Source organism: Micromonospora sp. NPDC005806 (genome assembly GCF_042871425.1).
In the GTDB taxonomy this organism is placed as follows: Bacteria; Actinomycetota; Actinomycetes; order Mycobacteriales; family Micromonosporaceae; genus Micromonospora.
Genome location: NZ_JBIAIL010000001.1, coordinates 275122 through 289816, shown reverse-complemented (window position 1 = coordinate 289816; position 14695 = coordinate 275122). Strand labels below are relative to the sequence as shown.

The 14695-nt window shown below is 71.2% G+C and carries 11 protein-coding genes and 1 pseudogene; 8 read left to right on the top strand and 4 right to left on the bottom strand.

What is annotated here, in order from left to right; all coding sequences use genetic code 11:
* Nucleotides 1-198: 198 nt before the first annotated feature.
* Nucleotides 199-471: pseudogene (locus ACFYOS_RS01395) on the bottom strand (hypothetical protein); the annotation flags it as partial.
* Nucleotides 468-2204, bottom strand: coding sequence for a PspC domain-containing protein (locus tag ACFYOS_RS01390; protein WP_387134709.1), 1737 nt, complete (start codon nt 2202-2204; stop codon nt 468-470). The pseudogene ACFYOS_RS01395 and the gene ACFYOS_RS01390, both read right to left, overlap by 4 nt.
* Before the next feature lie 198 nt (nt 2205-2402).
* Between ACFYOS_RS01390 and ACFYOS_RS01385 the strand changes: the two genes are divergently transcribed.
* Complete coding sequence (locus tag ACFYOS_RS01385; protein WP_387135235.1) at nt 2403-3647, top strand: PspC domain-containing protein; 1245 nt, start codon at nt 2403-2405, stop codon at nt 3645-3647.
* Between the two features lie 2 nt (nt 3648-3649).
* Nucleotides 3650-4330, top strand: a complete 681-nt coding sequence (locus ACFYOS_RS01380; RefSeq protein ID WP_387134707.1) for a response regulator — start codon at nt 3650-3652, stop codon at nt 4328-4330.
* A gap of 132 nt (nt 4331-4462) precedes the next feature.
* Here the strand turns inward: ACFYOS_RS01380 and ACFYOS_RS01375 are convergent, their stop codons facing one another.
* Nucleotides 4463-5197 carry a PIG-L deacetylase family protein gene (locus tag ACFYOS_RS01375; RefSeq protein WP_387134705.1) on the bottom strand — a complete coding sequence of 245 codons (735 nt, stop codon included), beginning with the start codon at nt 5195-5197 and terminating at the stop codon, nt 4463-4465.
* Nucleotides 5198-5628: 431 nt separating this feature from the next.
* Here ACFYOS_RS01375 and ACFYOS_RS01370 point away from each other — a divergent pair, with 431 nt between their 5' ends.
* From ACFYOS_RS01370 to ACFYOS_RS01350, 5 genes are all read left to right on the top strand, one after another.
* Nucleotides 5629-7272, top strand: a complete 1644-nt coding sequence (locus ACFYOS_RS01370; RefSeq protein ID WP_387134702.1) for an ABC transporter substrate-binding protein — start codon at nt 5629-5631, stop codon at nt 7270-7272.
* A gap of 146 nt (nt 7273-7418) precedes the next feature.
* A complete protein-coding gene (locus ACFYOS_RS01365) occupies nt 7419-8345 on the top strand; it encodes an ABC transporter permease (RefSeq protein WP_387134699.1) in 927 nt (308 codons plus the stop codon).
* Nucleotides 8338-9309 (top strand): ABC transporter permease, encoded by a 972-nt coding sequence (locus ACFYOS_RS01360; protein WP_387134696.1) that lies wholly within the window; start codon nt 8338-8340, stop codon nt 9307-9309. The genes ACFYOS_RS01365 and ACFYOS_RS01360 overlap by 8 nt, the downstream gene beginning before the upstream one ends.
* 25 nt (nt 9310-9334) lie before the next feature.
* Nucleotides 9335-10363, top strand: a complete 1029-nt coding sequence (locus tag ACFYOS_RS01355) for an ABC transporter ATP-binding protein (RefSeq protein WP_387135233.1) — start codon at nt 9335-9337, stop codon at nt 10361-10363.
* Nucleotides 10356-11372: an ABC transporter ATP-binding protein gene (locus ACFYOS_RS01350; RefSeq protein ID WP_387134694.1), complete on the top strand. Its 1017-nt coding sequence runs from the start codon at nt 10356-10358 to the stop codon at nt 11370-11372. The genes ACFYOS_RS01355 and ACFYOS_RS01350 overlap by 8 nt, the downstream gene beginning before the upstream one ends.
* Nucleotides 11373-11469: 97 nt before the next feature.
* Here the strand turns inward: ACFYOS_RS01350 and ACFYOS_RS01345 are convergent, their stop codons facing one another.
* On the bottom strand, nt 11470-11823 hold the full coding sequence (locus ACFYOS_RS01345) for a chorismate mutase (RefSeq protein WP_387134691.1): 354 nt from the start codon (nt 11821-11823) through the stop codon (nt 11470-11472).
* 440 nt (nt 11824-12263) lie between these two features.
* On the opposite strand from ACFYOS_RS01345, the gene pcrA reads away from it, so the two are divergent.
* Nucleotides 12264-14630 carry a DNA helicase PcrA gene (gene pcrA / locus ACFYOS_RS01340; protein WP_387135231.1) on the top strand — a complete coding sequence of 789 codons (2367 nt, stop codon included), beginning with the start codon at nt 12264-12266 and terminating at the stop codon, nt 14628-14630.
* Nucleotides 14631-14695: the final 65 nt, after the last annotated feature.

Sequence of the window (14695 nt, the reverse complement as noted above, 5' to 3'; positions counted from 1 at the left end):
CGCCCGTGCTCAGCCCGGCGCGCGCTCCCCGACACCCGGCTCGTCCCCGTCCGTACGCCGGCCGCCGGCCGGCCACTCCGGAGCGTCCGCGACCGGCAGTTCCCGGGTCACCGGCTCGCCCCCGGACGGGCGGTCCTCCCGCGCCTCGACGAGGTCGTCGGCGACGGCGTCCGTGGCCCACTGGTCGGCCTCCGGCGCGGCGGGCCCGCCGCTGGTCGGGGTGCCCTCCACGTAGGGCGCCGCGACCGTGGCCTCCGGTCGATGGTCGGCCGCCTCCCGGTCGGGGTGCCGACCGGAGCGCAGCGCGCCGGCCAGGCCCAGCAGCCCGACCAGGATCAGCGCGCCGGCCAGGAACCAGCCCACCGGGGGCAGGGTGAGCCCGAGGATCCGGGCAAGCAGCCACCAGACGGCGAGAGCCAGGAAGACCAGCCCGAAGGCGAACGACACGACGTCGGTGCGGTGGGCCTTCACCGGGTCACCTCCAGGTTTCCGGCGTTGACGTGGACGATCAGCCGCAGGGTGCCGCCGCCCCGGCCGTCCGCCCCGAGTTCGGTGCTCTCCCACTGGCGGCCGTCGAGCCCGCCGGTGCGCCGGCCGAAGACGGTGGCGTCACCGGCGTTCACGTCGGCCACGGTGGTGACGTCGACGTTCGGAGGTACGACCACCGTGGCCTGGCCGAAGTTGACCTCCACGGTGATCTGGGTGTCCTTCTTGTCGAGGTCGACGGCGCGCAGGTCCAGCACCGCGTCGCCGAAGTTGTTCTGGTAGCGGGTCGCCAGGTCGCGGTAGTCGACCGGGGCCCAGGTGACGTCGCCGTCGATGCCGCGTACCCGGTCGTAGGACTCGGCGACGGTGGCGATGCCCAGCGCCGCCGCGGTCACCAGGCCGAGGGCGATCAGCCAGCGGGCCCGGCCGAACCAGGTGCCCACCAGCAGCCCGAGCCCGATGGTGGCCAGCGCCGCGGCGAAGTATCCGGCCGCCCCGACCGGGAAGACGTCGAGCAGGTCGAGCATGCCCACCACGCCCAGCGCCAGGAAGATCAGCGAGAAGGTCACCGCGCCGAGGGCGGAGCGCTCCTTCGGCCGCTTCGGGGCGCGGACCGGCCGGGCCGGGGCCGGCGGTGCCGGCGGGTAGGGCCCGGCGTACGGGCCGTGCGGTGCGAAGGGTGGCCGGTAACCACCGGGCAGCGGCGCGGTGACCGGCGACGGGGGCGGTGCCGAGACCGGCTCCCCGAGCGGGGCACCCGTCGTCGGCGCGCCCGGCCAGGCCGGCTGCGCGACGGTAGGTTCGGCCGGCGGCGGGGCGACCTGCCCGGTCTCCGCCCAGGCGGACTGCGCGACCGTGCGGTCGGCGCCGAACTCGGGCGCCGCCGGTGCGGTGGCCGGGGTCGGCGGTGCGCCGGGTGCCACCCCGGCCGCCGGTACGGCGGCGCCGGCCTGCGCCACGGTCCCGCCGGCCGGAGCAGCCTCCTGCCAGTAGGTGGCGGCCGGGGCCGCGCCGGGCCAGGCCGGGCCGCCGGTGGGGCCGGCCGGCGCGGTGGCGGGACCGGGCGTCGGCCAGCCCGCCGGCGGCACCGGACCCGGTGCCGGGCCGGGCGCGCCGGGGGTGGGCTGCCCCGCCACCGGGCCACGCTGGTCGCGGTTGAGCAGCAGCGCACCGCCGATCAGGATCACCGCGCCGAGCAGGATCGCCCGGAACGCGTTGGTGACCACGTAGCCGAAGCCGACGGCGACCACGATGCTGAGCACGATCACGGTGACCGGGGACATGCTCGACCGGCCCCGGCCGAGCATCGACTCCACCGGGGAGGCGGTGTCACCCTCGCCGGGGATGATCAGCCAGGCGGTGACGTACACCAGAATGCCGATCCCGCCGAAGAAGCCGAGCACGGCGAGGAGCACCCGCCAGAGCACCGGATCCGTGTTGGTGGCCCGGCCGATGGCCGCGCAGACGCCGGCCAGGTACCGGCCTTCGCGGGGGCGGACCAGCCCGTACCGGGAGGTGAAGCCGGCGCCGCCGGGCGGCGGGCCGTACCCGGCCGGGGGTGCGCCGGGGAACGGCGCGGAACCGGCGCTCTGCGCGCCGGGTGGTGGGGGCGCCGCGGAGGCGGCGGCGGTGGGCGCCGGCCCCGGCGGTGGGGGTGGCGGTGGCCCGTCCTGTGCTGCCGCCCCGGGGCGGGGCGGACGGGCAGCGTCCTCGGTCATGCCTCCGATCCTGCTGCCCCGGTCGCCCGAGCGTCCTCAGGACCCGACCCTGACGCCACCCTGAGATCCCGGGGGCCCGAATGTCGGGGGCGTCCCCGTGGCCGGGACGGGTTCGGCCGTGTGACGATCGGGAAGGCGCCGGCGGAGACCGGCCCGCACCGCCGCCCCTCGACCCGGGAGCCTCCGATCAGCAGCACCGTGACCCCGCACCCGCCCCGGCTCTACCGGGCCACCGAGCACCGGTTGGCTGCGGGGGTGGCCGCCGGCATCGCCGAGCATCTCGGCATCTCGGTGCTCCGCGTCCGGATCGCCTTCATGGTGCTGCTCGGGCTGAACGGTCTCGGGCTGCTGCTGTACGCCGCGTTCTGGGCGGTCGTACCGCCGCGACCCGGCGACACCGGCGTGCCGCCCCGCCGCGACCTCGGCCAGCTCCTGCCCTTCGTGGCCATCGGGCTGGGCGTGCTGATGATCCAGGTGCTGGCCTTCCACTCGGTCGGGGCGGCCGGCACGGCCGGCTGGCTGGTCGCGATCATCGCGGTTGGCGCCGGGGTGATCTGGCATCAGTCCGCGCCGGAACGCCGCTGGCAGTGGGGCGGGTCCATGCCGGTGCCCTGGCTGGGCGCGGTGGTGGAGGAGAGTGACCGGCGGTCGTTCGTGCTCCGCTTCATCGGCGGCGGGGTGCTCGTCGCCGTCGGCATAATCGGCGTGGCCGCGGTCTACTCGCCGGCGCAGAACTTCGACGCCGTGCTCAACGGGGTGATCTTCGCGCTGGTCGGGCTGGCCGGGGTCGGCGTGGTGACCGGCCCGGTGCTGTGGCGCACCTGGAACCAGCTCCGCTCGGAACGCGAGGGACGCATCCGGGAGCAGGAGCGGGCCGAGCTGGCCGCGATGGTGCACGATCAGGTGCTGCACACCCTCGCCCTGATCCAGCGCAACGCCAGCGACGTCAAGACGGTGCAGCGGCTGGCCCGTGGTCAGGAACGGTCGCTGCGGAACTGGCTCTACAAGCCGACCGCCTCGCCCACCGAGCGCTTCGCCGCCGCCTTGGAGCAGGCCGCCGCCGAGGTGGAGGACACCTTCGCCATCACCGTCGAGGCGGTGGTGGTGGGCGACCGGGAGACCGACGAGCGCGTCGGCGCGCTGGTCGCCGCGGCCCGCGAGGCGCTGGTCAACGCGGCCCGGCACGCCGAGGTACGCACCGTGTCGCTCTACGCCGAGGTGGAGCCGGACCAGGTCAGCGTCTTCGTGCGGGACCGGGGCAAGGGCTTCGACCCGGATACCGTGGAGGATCATCGGCACGGCGTCCGGGGCTCGATCATCGGGCGGATGACGCGGCACGGCGGCCGGGCGGAGATCCGGTCCGGCCCGGGGGAGGGGACGGAGGTCCGGCTGATCCTGCCGATCGGCAGCGGCACCGGCTCCACGGCGGAAAGGGACAGATGACCATGGCCGAGCAGGGACCCGTCGAGCCGGCGGCGCCGCGGGACGGGCGGCTGCGGGTGTTCCTCGTCGACGACCACGCCATGTTCCGCGCGGGCGTACGCGCGGAGCTCGGCGCGCACGTCGAGGTGGTGGGTGAGGCGAGCACGGTGGCCGAGGCGGTCACCCGGATCGCGGCCACCCAGCCCGACGTGGTGCTGCTGGACGTGCACATGCCCGACGGCGGTGGCCGGGCGGTGCTGGAGGCGATGCGGCGTACCCATCCGCAGGTGCGGTTCCTGGCGTTGAGCGTCTCCGACGCGGCCGAGGACGTGATCGGGCTGATCCGGGCCGGCGCCCGGGGGTACGTCACGAAGACCATCTCGCCCGACGAGCTGACCGACGCGATCCGCCGGGTGGCCGACGGGGACGCGGTGTTCAGCCCCCGGTTGGCCGGGTTCGTGCTGGACGCCTTCGCGGCCCGTCCGGACACGCCGGTCGCCGACCCCGAGCTGGACCAGCTCACCAACCGGGAGCGCGAGGTGCTCCGGCTGCTGGCCCGGGGGTACGCGTACAAGGAGATCGCCAAGGAGCTGTTCATCTCGATCAAGACGGTCGAGACGCACGTCTCCAACGTGCTGCGCAAGCTCCAGATGTCCAACCGATACGAGCTGTCCCGGTGGGCGGCCGACCGTCGGCTGGTCTGAACCCTCATCGCCGGGCGGCAGCCTCGGCGATGACAAATGATCATCGAATCGTCCATGATGGTCCGCCGGTGCCCGCGTGGCGCCGGGGTCGCGCGCGGTCCGGGTCCGCCTGATCGGTTCCGGTCAACCGGCTCACTCGGTGCGGAACACGGTGAACGCCTCGGCCAGCCGGCCGGCGGGGAGTCCGGCGTTGTCGGCGATCATGCCGAGCCGCTCGTGGACCCAGGTCTCCACGTCCAGGTGCGCGGTCTGCGAGCGGTGCGCCCGCATCGCGGCGATCTTGCGGGCGCCCTGGTCGGTCACGTCGACGACGTGGTCCGGCGCGGGGCCACCCGCGTACCAGATCTCCCGGACCACGCACGGCTCCAGCCCCTCGGCCAGCAGCTCGGGGAAGGCGAAGCGGTTGCGGGAGTCGGGGTAGACGGCGCAGGTGGTCGCCTCGCCGACCGCCAGGTGGTCGGGGTGGCTCGGGCCGGTGAGGTGTTCCCAGCGGCGCAGCGGCGAGCTGGTCAGCACCCGGTCCGGCCGGAACCGGCGGATCGCGGCGGTGATCTGGCGGCGCAGCTCCACGCTGGGGGTGAGGGTGCCGTCGGGGTGGCCGTCGAGGAACTCGACCCGGTGCACGCCGACCGCGGCCGCGGCGGCCCGCTGCTCTGCCTCCCGCAGGGCGGGCATCTCCTCGCGCGGAGTGTCGTCGAAGCCGCCGGAGTTCCCCCGGGTGACGATCAGGTACGCCACTTCGATACCCTCATCCACCCAGCCGCCGATGGTGCCCGCACAGCCGAAGTCGACATCATCCGGATGGGCAAAAACGGCAAGGGCCCGGTGGACGTCGGGAAGCGGCGGAGCGGAGGCAGGGAAGCTCACAGCGCCTGAGCCTACGCGCCCGGTCTCGCGCGGTCTGGTCGTGTCTTACCTGTTCAGAGCGGTACGACCAGGGCGTTTCATGATCTTTTCTCAAGTATCGGCAACGTGGCGGCCAACTAACGGCTTGATAACGGCACCTTCACGGAAAGGGCCGGTGAGTGTCACAGTGGCAGCACCTCACCCTCGGTGTGGGGCACCCCGTCGGGCCCGCCGACCACGTGACGCCGCCTCTTCGCGACGGCGCGTGGCCGTCGACCCTGCGCGGTGTCTTTCGCCGAGAGTGCGGTGCCCGGCGGATCGGTACCCCTGGGGTGTCCCGATTTCCTCTGCGGTAGACCGACGATCTGTGGTTCGGGTCGGCGGTGGTGTCACCCCCCAGACGTGCGTGAATCCCACGACGGAACCAGGTTAGAAAGAGGAGGCCCCTCGGAATGAGAGTCTCGAAGCGGGCGAGCGGCGCGCTCGCGGTGGGCGCGGCGTTCGCGCTCATCGCGTCCGGCTGCTCCAGCGGGAACAACGACGGCGGGAACGCCGGCGCCAGCTCGGACGGCGCGATCGTCGTCGACGGCGGCCAGCCGGAGAACCCCCTGGTTCCGGCGAACACCACCGAGACCCAGGGTGGCAAGGTCATCGACTGGATGTGGACCGGTCTGGTCGAGTACCCCAACAACGGTGGCGCTCCGCAGAACGCGCTGGCCGAGTCGATCGACACGACCGACTCCAAGGTCTTCAAGATCAAGATCAAGCAGAACACCAAGTTCCACGACGGCACCACCGTCAAGGCCGAGAACTTCGTCAAGGCCTGGAACTGGGCTGCGTACGGCCCGAATGGCGCGCAGAACGCCAGCTTCTTCTCGGACATCCAGGGCTTCAACGACACCTTCACCGAGGACCCGGACGGCCCGGACGGCCCGCAGAAGGCCCCGGAGCCCAAGGCCAAGGAGATGTCCGGCCTGAAGGTCATCGACGACTGGAACTTCGAGGTCACGCTCTCCGCGCCGACCGCCGTGTTCCCGACCAAGCTCGGCTACAGCGCCTTCATGCCGCTCCCGGACGTCTTCTTCACCCAGAAGCCCGAGGAGTTCGGTAAGAAGCCGGTCGGCAACGGCCCGGTCAAGTTCGTCTCGTGGCAGGACAACGTCGAGATCAAGCTCACCCGCTTCGACGACTACAACCTGCGCGACAAGATGAAGATCAAGGACGTCACCGTCAAGCTGTACCAGGACGACACGGCGGCCTACAGCGACCTGGTCTCCGGCAACCTGGACTTCCAGCAGCAGGTTCCGGTCTCCTCGCTGGCCGGTGACAAGTGGAAGACCGACCTGGGCGACCGGGCGATCGCGTCGACCACCCCGACCACCGGTATCATCGCCTTCCCGATCTACGACCCGAAGTTCAAGAACCCGAAGCTTCGGGCGGCGATCTCGCACGCGATCGACCGGCAGCAGATCACCGACAAGATCTTCTTCGGTAACCGCAAGCCGGCCGACAGCTGGGCCAACCCGCTGACCCCGGGCGCCGAGCCGGGCAACTGCACCGCCTGCAAGTTCGACGTGAACCTGGCCAAGCAGCTGCTCCAGGAGGCCGGTGGCTTCACCGGTAAGCTGACCCTGTCGTACAACGCGGACGCCAGCCACAAGGAGTGGATGGAGGCCGTCGCCCAGCAGATCAAGACCAACCTGGGCATCGACGCCGTCGCCGTCGGCGTGCCGACCTTCGCGGTCTTCCGGGCCAACATCAACGCCCACAAGATGACCGGTGCCTACCGTGCCGGTTGGCAGCAGGACTACCCGGACGTGGAGAACTGGGTCAACCCGCTCTACGTGACCAACGGTTCCTCGAACGACGGTCTGTACAGCAACCCGGAGGTCGACGCCAAGGCCAAGGCGGCCTCCTCGGCCCCCAGCATCGAGGAGTCGCACAAGCTCTTCGGTGAGGCCGTCAAGCTCATCGACCAGGACGTTCCGTCCATGCCGATCTACTTCGGTGGCCAGCAGTCCGGCCACTCGGAGAAGATCAAGAAGATGGAGCTGACCAACGTCGGCGAGCTCGACATCACCTCGGTCGAGCTCTGATCCGAACGGTCTGACCCCGGGTCGGGCTCGCCTACCGGTGAGCCCGACCCGGGGCCGTTCCGCGAGGGGGTGTACAACGGACCCCTCGCACGTTTGTCACCGCCGTGTCGGCCGTCCGACGCGCCCCCTGTCTGGAGGACCACCCCATGGGCCGTTATCTCTTGAGACGGCTGCTGCAACTAGTGCCGGTGTTCATCGGTACGACGTTCCTGATCTACTGGCTCGTCTGGTCGGTGCCCGGCGACCCGTTCGCCGGCAAGTGCGGCGACCGCGGCTGTCCGGACAACTTCCGGGCGCTGATGACCGAGAAGTACCATCTCGACCAGTCGATCTGGGTGCAGTACGCCAGCTACATGAAGAACCTTTTCCAGGGTGACTTCGGCACCACCTTCGGTGGTCGGCCGATCAGCGACATCATCATGACGTCGTACCCGAACACCCTGAAGCTGGCGGTGGTCGCGCTCACCATCGAGGCCGTCATCGGTCTCAGCGCGGGCGTGCTGACCGGTCTCCGGCGCAACGGCTTCCTGGACAACCTGGTCCTGATCTCCAGCCTCTTCCTGATCGCGCTGCCGGTCTTCGTCATCGGCTTCGTGCTCCAGTGGCTCCTTGGCGTCAAGTGGGGGATCGTCCACCCGACGGTCTCCAACGAGATGCGGATCTCCGAGCTGATCCTGCCCGGCTTCGTGCTGGGAAGCGCCTCGATGGCCTACATCGCCCGGGTCGCGCGCACCAGCATCGCCGAGAATCGGCGGGCCGACTATGTCCGCACCGCCATCGCCAAGGGCCTGCCCATGCGCCGGGTGGTGGGCGTGCACCTGCTGCGCAACTCGCTGATCCCGGTCGTCACCCTGCTCGGCACCGACCTCGGTGCCCTGATGGGTGGCGCCATCGTCACCGAGGGCATCTTCAGCATCAACGGGATCGGCCGCCAGGTCCTCCGGTCGATCGTCACGAAGGAGAGCGCTACCGTTGTCTCCATCGTGGTGGTCCTGGTGGTCGTCTATCTCCTGATGAACCTGCTGGTGGACCTGCTCTACGCCGCCCTGGACCCGAGGATCCGCTATGAGTGACCCGAGTACCGCGTCGATCGTCTCGACGCCGACCGCGACCATGCCGACCGAGGCGCCCGTCACCGGCCTGCCGGAGAGCGCCCAGAAGCAGCAGAAGCCGCGCAGCCTGCTCGGCGACGCGTGGCGTGACCTGCGCCGCAAGCCGCTGTTCTGGATCTCGGCGGTATTCATCGTGCTCTTCGTGCTGATGGCCGCGTTCCCGTGGATCTTCACCTCCGGTGACCCGGTCAACGGCTCGCTGGACCGCAGCCGGGTGGAGCCGTCCGCGGCCGCCTGGTTCGGCTACGACGTGCAGGGCCGGGACGTGTTCGCCCGCACCATCTACGGTGCCCGTGCCTCGATCATGGTGGCCCTGCTCTCCACCACCGGCACCCTGCTGATCGGCGGCACGATGGGCATCATCGCCGGCTACCGCGGTGGCTGGGTCGACGCCCTGCTCTCCCGGGCCGCGGACATCTTCTTCGGCCTGCCGTTCGTGCTCGGCGCGATCGTCATCCTGACCACCTTCAACGGCTCGGGCACGGACAACGGCGAGTGGACGATCATGGGCCTGGTCATCATGTCCCTGACCGTGCTGAGCTGGCCGGTGGTGATGCGGCTGATGCGCTCCTCGGTGCTGGCCACCAAGGAGGCCGACTACATCGTCGCGGCCCGGGCGCTGGGTGCCGGCACCGGCCGGATCATCCTCAAGCACCTGCTGCCGAACTGCCTGGCCCCGCTGCTGGTCTACGGCACGATCATGGTCGGCTCGTTCATCGGCGCCGAGGCCACGCTGTCCTTCCTGGGCATCGGCCTGAAGACCCCCGTCGTGTCCTGGGGCATCATGATCAGCGAGGCGCAGAACTACATCCGGGTCTCGCCGTACCTGCTGTTCTTCCCCTCCGCGTTCCTCGTCACCGCGGTGCTGAGCTTCGTCATGCTCGGCGAGGCGGTCCGCGAGGCCCTCGACCCGAAGCTCCGATAGGGGAACTGAGTTGTCCGACATTCTCGTGTCCGAGCAGTCCGCGCCGGGCGCCGACGGTTCCGGTCGCCCCTCGGGCCGGCTGCTCGAGGTCGACGGCCTCCGGGTGGAGTTCCGTACCCGGGACGGCGTCGCCAAGGTGATCAACGGAGTGACGTACCACGTCGACGCGGGGGAGACCCTCGCCGTGCTCGGCGAGTCCGGCTCCGGCAAGAGCGTCACGGCGCAGACCATCATGGGCATCCTCGACACCCCGCCCGGCTTCGTCACCGGCGGCCAGGTCCGCTTCCACGGCAAGGACATGCTCAAGATGTCCGCCGAGCAGCGACGTCGGATCCGGGGTGAAGGCATTGCGATGATCTTCCAGGACTCGCTCTCTGCCCTCAACCCGGTTTTCACCGTCGGTTTCCAGATCGCCGAGCAGTTCCGGGTCCGCCGCGGCATGAGCCGCGCGGACGCCAAGAAGCGGGCGATCGAGATGCTCGACCAGGTGAAGATCCCGAACGCCAAGGGTCGGTTCAGCAACTACCCGCACCAGTTCTCCGGCGGTATGCGGCAGCGAGCGATGATCGCCATGTCGCTGGCGCTCGACCCGGAGGTGCTGATCGCGGACGAGCCGACCACCGCGCTGGACGTGACCGTGCAGGCCCAGATCATGGACCTGCTCGGCGAGCTCCAGCGGGAGCGGCAGATGGGCATGATCCTGATCACCCATGACCTCGGCGTGGTCGCCGACGTCGCGGACCGGATCGCGGTCATGTACGCCGGCCGGATCGTCGAGGAAGCCGACGTGTACGACCTGTACGCCAAGCCGGCGCACCCGTACACGCTCGGCCTGCTCGACTCGATCCCGCGGATGGACGAGAAGGGCCAGGAGCTTCGTACCATCAAGGGCCTTCCGCCGAACCTGATGAACATCCCGTCGGGCTGCCCGTTCAACCCGCGCTGCCCGATGGCGCAGCCGGTGTGCCGGGAGAAGCTGCCCCCGCTGCTGCAGATCGGTCGCGGCCGGGCCAGCGCCTGCCACTTCGCCGAGGAGCTCGTGAACCGTGACTGAGAACATCATCGAGGTCCGTGACCTGGTCAAGCACTACCCCGTGACCCGGGGCATCGTGTTCAAGAAGACCATCGGTCACGTCAAGGCGGTCGACGGCGTCTCGTTCGACCTCAGGGCCGGCGAGACCCTCGGCGTGGTGGGCGAGTCCGGCTGCGGCAAGTCGACGCTGGCGCGGGTTCTGATGAACCTGGAGAAGCCGACCGCCGGTCAGGTGCGCTACAAGGGGCAGGACATCTCCAAGCTCCGCGGGCAGTCGCTGCGGCGCCTGCGCCGGCAGATCCAGCTGGTGATGCAGGACCCGTACACCTCGCTGAACCCGCGGATGACGGTCGGTGACCTGATCGGCGAGCCGTTCGAGATCCACCCGGAGGTGGCCCCGAAGGGGTCCCGCCGGGGCAAGGTCAAGGAGCTGCTCGACCTGGTCGGCCTGAACCCGGAGCACATCAACCGGTACCCGCACCAGTTCTCCGGCGGTCAGCGGCAGCGCATCGGCATCGCCCGGGCGCTGGCCCTGCGCCCCGAGATCATCGTCTGTGACGAGCCGGTGTCGGCCCTGGACGTGTCGATCCAGGCCCAGGTGATGAACCTGCTGGAGAAGCTCCAGGCGGAGTTCGGCCTGTCGTACGTCTTCATCGCCCACGACCTGTCGGTCGTGCGCCACCTCTCCGACCGGGTCGCCGTGATGTACCTGGGCAAGATGGTGGAGGTCGGCACCGAGGACGAGATCTACGAGCGGCCGACGCACCCGTACACCCAGGCGCTGCTGTCGGCGGTGCCGGTGCCGGACCCGACGCTGCGGGACAACAAGGCGATCATCCGGCTCACCGGTGACGTCCCCTCCCCGGTCAGCCCGCCCTCGGGCTGCCGGTTCCGCACCCGGTGCTGGAAGGCGCAGGACGTCTGCGCCCAGGAGGTGCCGCTGCTCCAGATCCGGCGGGGCTCGGACCACCCGAGCGCCTGCCACTTCGCGGAGCGGCGGGAGATCGTCCCCACCCACGAGGTGGCCTGATCGACACGAACCGCCTGCCGGCGTCAGTCTGACGCCGGCAGGCGGTTCGCCGTATCCGGGACCGGTCCCGCCGCAGCGGCTCCCGCGCCGGCGCTCCTCACAGGGGGCCGCGGCCGGCGCGCAGCAGCAGCAGCGCCAACTGGGTGCCGTCCGCGCCGAGCGCCTGGCGGAACCGCTCCAGGATCTCCCGCTCCCGGGAGAGCACCAGGCGGGTGCCGCCGGATGCCATCCGGGTGGCGCCGACCTCCTGGGACAGCGCGGCCCGCTCCTGCCAGAGCGCGATGATGGTGCGGTCGATCTCGTCGATCCGCTCCCGGATGGCCACGATCCGCTCGGCGGCCACCGCGTCGTCGGTGCCGGTCCGGGCGGCCGCAGCCCCGGTCGGGTCCGTGTCGTTGGTCCGCTCGCCGGGCGCCAGGCTGCCGCTGGACTCCACCACGTCAGTCATCATCGTCGTACCCTTCGGGGTCTCGGGCCCGGTGCCCGGATCCCGGGACGAAAAAGCCCCGGGCTCCAGGAGCCCGGGGCGTTCGTAGGTCTTGTGATCAGGCGCGACCCACGGCTGCCGGACTCCCGGTGCCGTAGTAAAAGTAGAAGCGCTGACCGAACACGCCGTCGAGTATGCCGACCGGTGGGCGGGCGGCGCAAGGAAACCCGCCAACAGGTGGGACGGAGCACGGCGGTGACGGCTTTGTCTCGTCCGGCCCCGCGTGGACGGGAAGTGTCCGGCCGGCGGCATAGACTCGCCGTGCGATGCATCCTCTCTTCGACATCTCCGCGTCCCCGCCCGCGCCGGAGCCCCCGCCGCACCGGCCCGGGTCCCACGACGACGCCAGCTCGGCTGGCGGTCATGATTCGGCCTCCGCGCCGCTGGGCGGCGCTCCGGACCGCATGACGGCCGGTCCGTCGCCGCGCCGCGACCGGGCGCCGTCGGCCGCCCGGCGGGACCCGCAGGCCCTGCTCGCCGGGCTGAACGGCCCCCAGCGGGACGCGGTCACCCATGCCGGGTCCCCGCTGCTGATCGTGGCCGGGGCCGGCTCCGGCAAGACCCGGGTGCTGACCAACCGGATCGCGTACCTGCTCGCCGCGCGGGACGTGCACCCGGGCGAGATCATCGCGATCACCTTCACCAACAAGGCCGCCGGCGAGATGAAGGAGCGGGTGGCCGCCCTGGTCGGCCCGCGCGCCCGGCTGATGTGGGTGTCGACCTTCCACTCGGCGTGTGTCCGGATCCTGCGCGCCGAGCACGAGCACGCCGGCCTCAAGTCGACCTTCTCGATCTACGACGCGGACGACTCCCGCCGGCTGATGCAACTCGTGGCCCGGGAGCTGGACCTCGACCCGAAGCGCTACCCGGCGCGCGGCCTCGCCGCCCAGGTCTCCAACCTCAAGAACGAGCTGGTCGATCCGGAGGAGTTCGCCGCCCGGGCCAAGGGTCCCAACGAGCGGGCCCTGGCGGAGGCCTACACGCTCTACCAGCGGCGGCTGCGCGAGGCGCACGCACTGGACTTCGACGACCTGATCATGACGACGGTGCACCTGCTCCAGTCGCACCCGCACGTCGCGGAGAGCTACCGGCGCCGGTTCCGGCACGTGCTGGTCGACGAGTACCAGGACACCAACCACGCCCAGTACGTGCTGATCAAGGAGCTGGTGTCCGGCACCGAGGGGATCCCGCCGGCCGAGCTCTGCGTGGTGGGTGACGCCGACCAGTCGATCTACGCGTTCCGCGGCGCGACCATCCGCAACATCCTGGAGTTCGAGCGCGACTTCACCGACGCCCGGACGATCCTGCTGGAGCAGAACTACCGCTCCACCCAGACCATCCTCAACGCCGCCAACGCGGTGATCGACCGGAACACCTCCCGCAAGCCGAAGCGGCTGTGGAGCGATGCCGGGGCCGGCGAGCAGATCGTCGGCTACGTGGCCGACACCGAGCACGCCGAGGCGGACTGGGTGGCCCGCGAGATCGACCGGCTGGTCGACGAGGGCGACACCCGCCCGGGCGACGTGGCCGTCTTCTACCGCACCAACGCCATGTCCCGGGTCTTCGAGGAGGTGTTCATCCGGGTCGGCCTGCCCTACAAGGTGGTCGGCGGCGTCCGCTTCTACGAGCGCAAGGAGGTCCGGGACGCGCTGGCCTACCTGCGCGCGGTGGTCAACGACGACGACACGGTCAGCCTGCGCCGGATCCTCAACACCCCCCGCCGGGGCATCGGCGAGCGGGCCGAGGCGTGCGTGGAGGCGCTCGCCGGCCGGGACCGCATCTCCTTCGGGGCGGCGCTGCGCCGGGCCAAGGACGCGCCGGGCATCTCCACCCGGGCCGCCAACGGCATCGCCGAGTTCGTGGCCCTCCTCGACGGCGCCCGCGAGCTGGCCGCCGCCGGCACCCCCGAGGAGGTGCTGGAGGCCCTGCTGACCCGCTCGGGCTACCTCACCGAGCTGGAGGAGAGCCTGGACCCGCAGGACGCCGGCCGGGTGGACAACCTCCAGGAGTTGGTCAGCGTCGCCCGCGAGTACACCGAGCGGATCGAGGCGCTGGGCGAGGAGGACGAACGGGCCACCCTGGCCGGCTTCCTGGAGCAGGTGGCACTGGTCGCCGACGCCGACCAGGTGCCGAGCGACGACCCCGACCATCAGGGCGTGGTCACCCTGATGACCCTGCACACGGCGAAGGGTCTGGAGTTCCCGGTGGTCTTCCTGAGCGGGCTGGAGGACGGGGTCTTCCCGCACCTGCGCTCGCTGGGCGACAGCCGGGAGCTGGAGGAGGAGCGCCGGCTGGCCTACGTGGGCATCACCCGGGCCCGGCAGCGTCTCTACCTGTCCCGGGCGGTCACCCGGTCGGCCTGGGGGGCACCGGCGTACAACCCGCCGTCGCGCTTCCTGGAGGAGTTGCCGACGGAGCTGCTGCGCTGGGAGCGCACCGAGGGGTCGTACACCTCGTGGGCCGGCGGGGGTGGCGGCGTCGGCGGCCGCGCGGATCGCGCGCCCGGTGGGCGGGCCGGCTTCACCGGTGGTACGCCCAAGGCGGCCCAACTCGCCAAGCGGCTCGGGGTGGACGCCAGCCGGCTCGCCACGGCCAGCGAGCTGAAGCAGACGCCGAAGGTCTCGGTGGGAGACCGGGTCAACCACCAGCGCTACGGCCTGGGCCGGGTGCTGGCCGTCGAGGGGCACGGCCCGGGCGCCCGGGCGCAGATCGACTTCGGCGACCAGACCATGTGGCTGGTGCTCCGGCACGCCCCGATCGACAAGCTCTGACAACCGGCGAGGCCCGGCCCGGCTACGGTGGCAGCAGCGGGGTGCCGTCGCGCACGACCCCCGCC

What these genes read in the sequence shown, in the direction of transcription:
- ACFYOS_RS01390 (WP_387134709.1), bottom strand. Translation starts at nt 2,204, where the DNA reads ATGACCGAGGACGCTGCCCGTCCGCCCCGCCCCGGGGCGGCAGCACAG.
- ACFYOS_RS01380 (WP_387134707.1), top strand. Translation starts at nt 3,650, where the DNA reads ATGGCCGAGCAGGGACCCGTCGAGCCGGCGGCGCCGCGGGACGGGCGG.
- ACFYOS_RS01370 (WP_387134702.1), top strand. Translation starts at nt 5,629, where the DNA reads ATGAGAGTCTCGAAGCGGGCGAGCGGCGCGCTCGCGGTGGGCGCGGCG.
- ACFYOS_RS01365 (WP_387134699.1), top strand. Translation starts at nt 7,419, where the DNA reads ATGGGCCGTTATCTCTTGAGACGGCTGCTGCAACTAGTGCCGGTGTTC.
- ACFYOS_RS01360 (WP_387134696.1), top strand. Translation starts at nt 8,338, where the DNA reads ATGAGTGACCCGAGTACCGCGTCGATCGTCTCGACGCCGACCGCGACC.
- ACFYOS_RS01345 (WP_387134691.1), bottom strand. Translation starts at nt 11,823, where the DNA reads ATGATGACTGACGTGGTGGAGTCCAGCGGCAGCCTGGCGCCCGGCGAG.
- pcrA (WP_387135231.1), top strand. Translation starts at nt 12,264, where the DNA reads ATGACGGCCGGTCCGTCGCCGCGCCGCGACCGGGCGCCGTCGGCCGCC.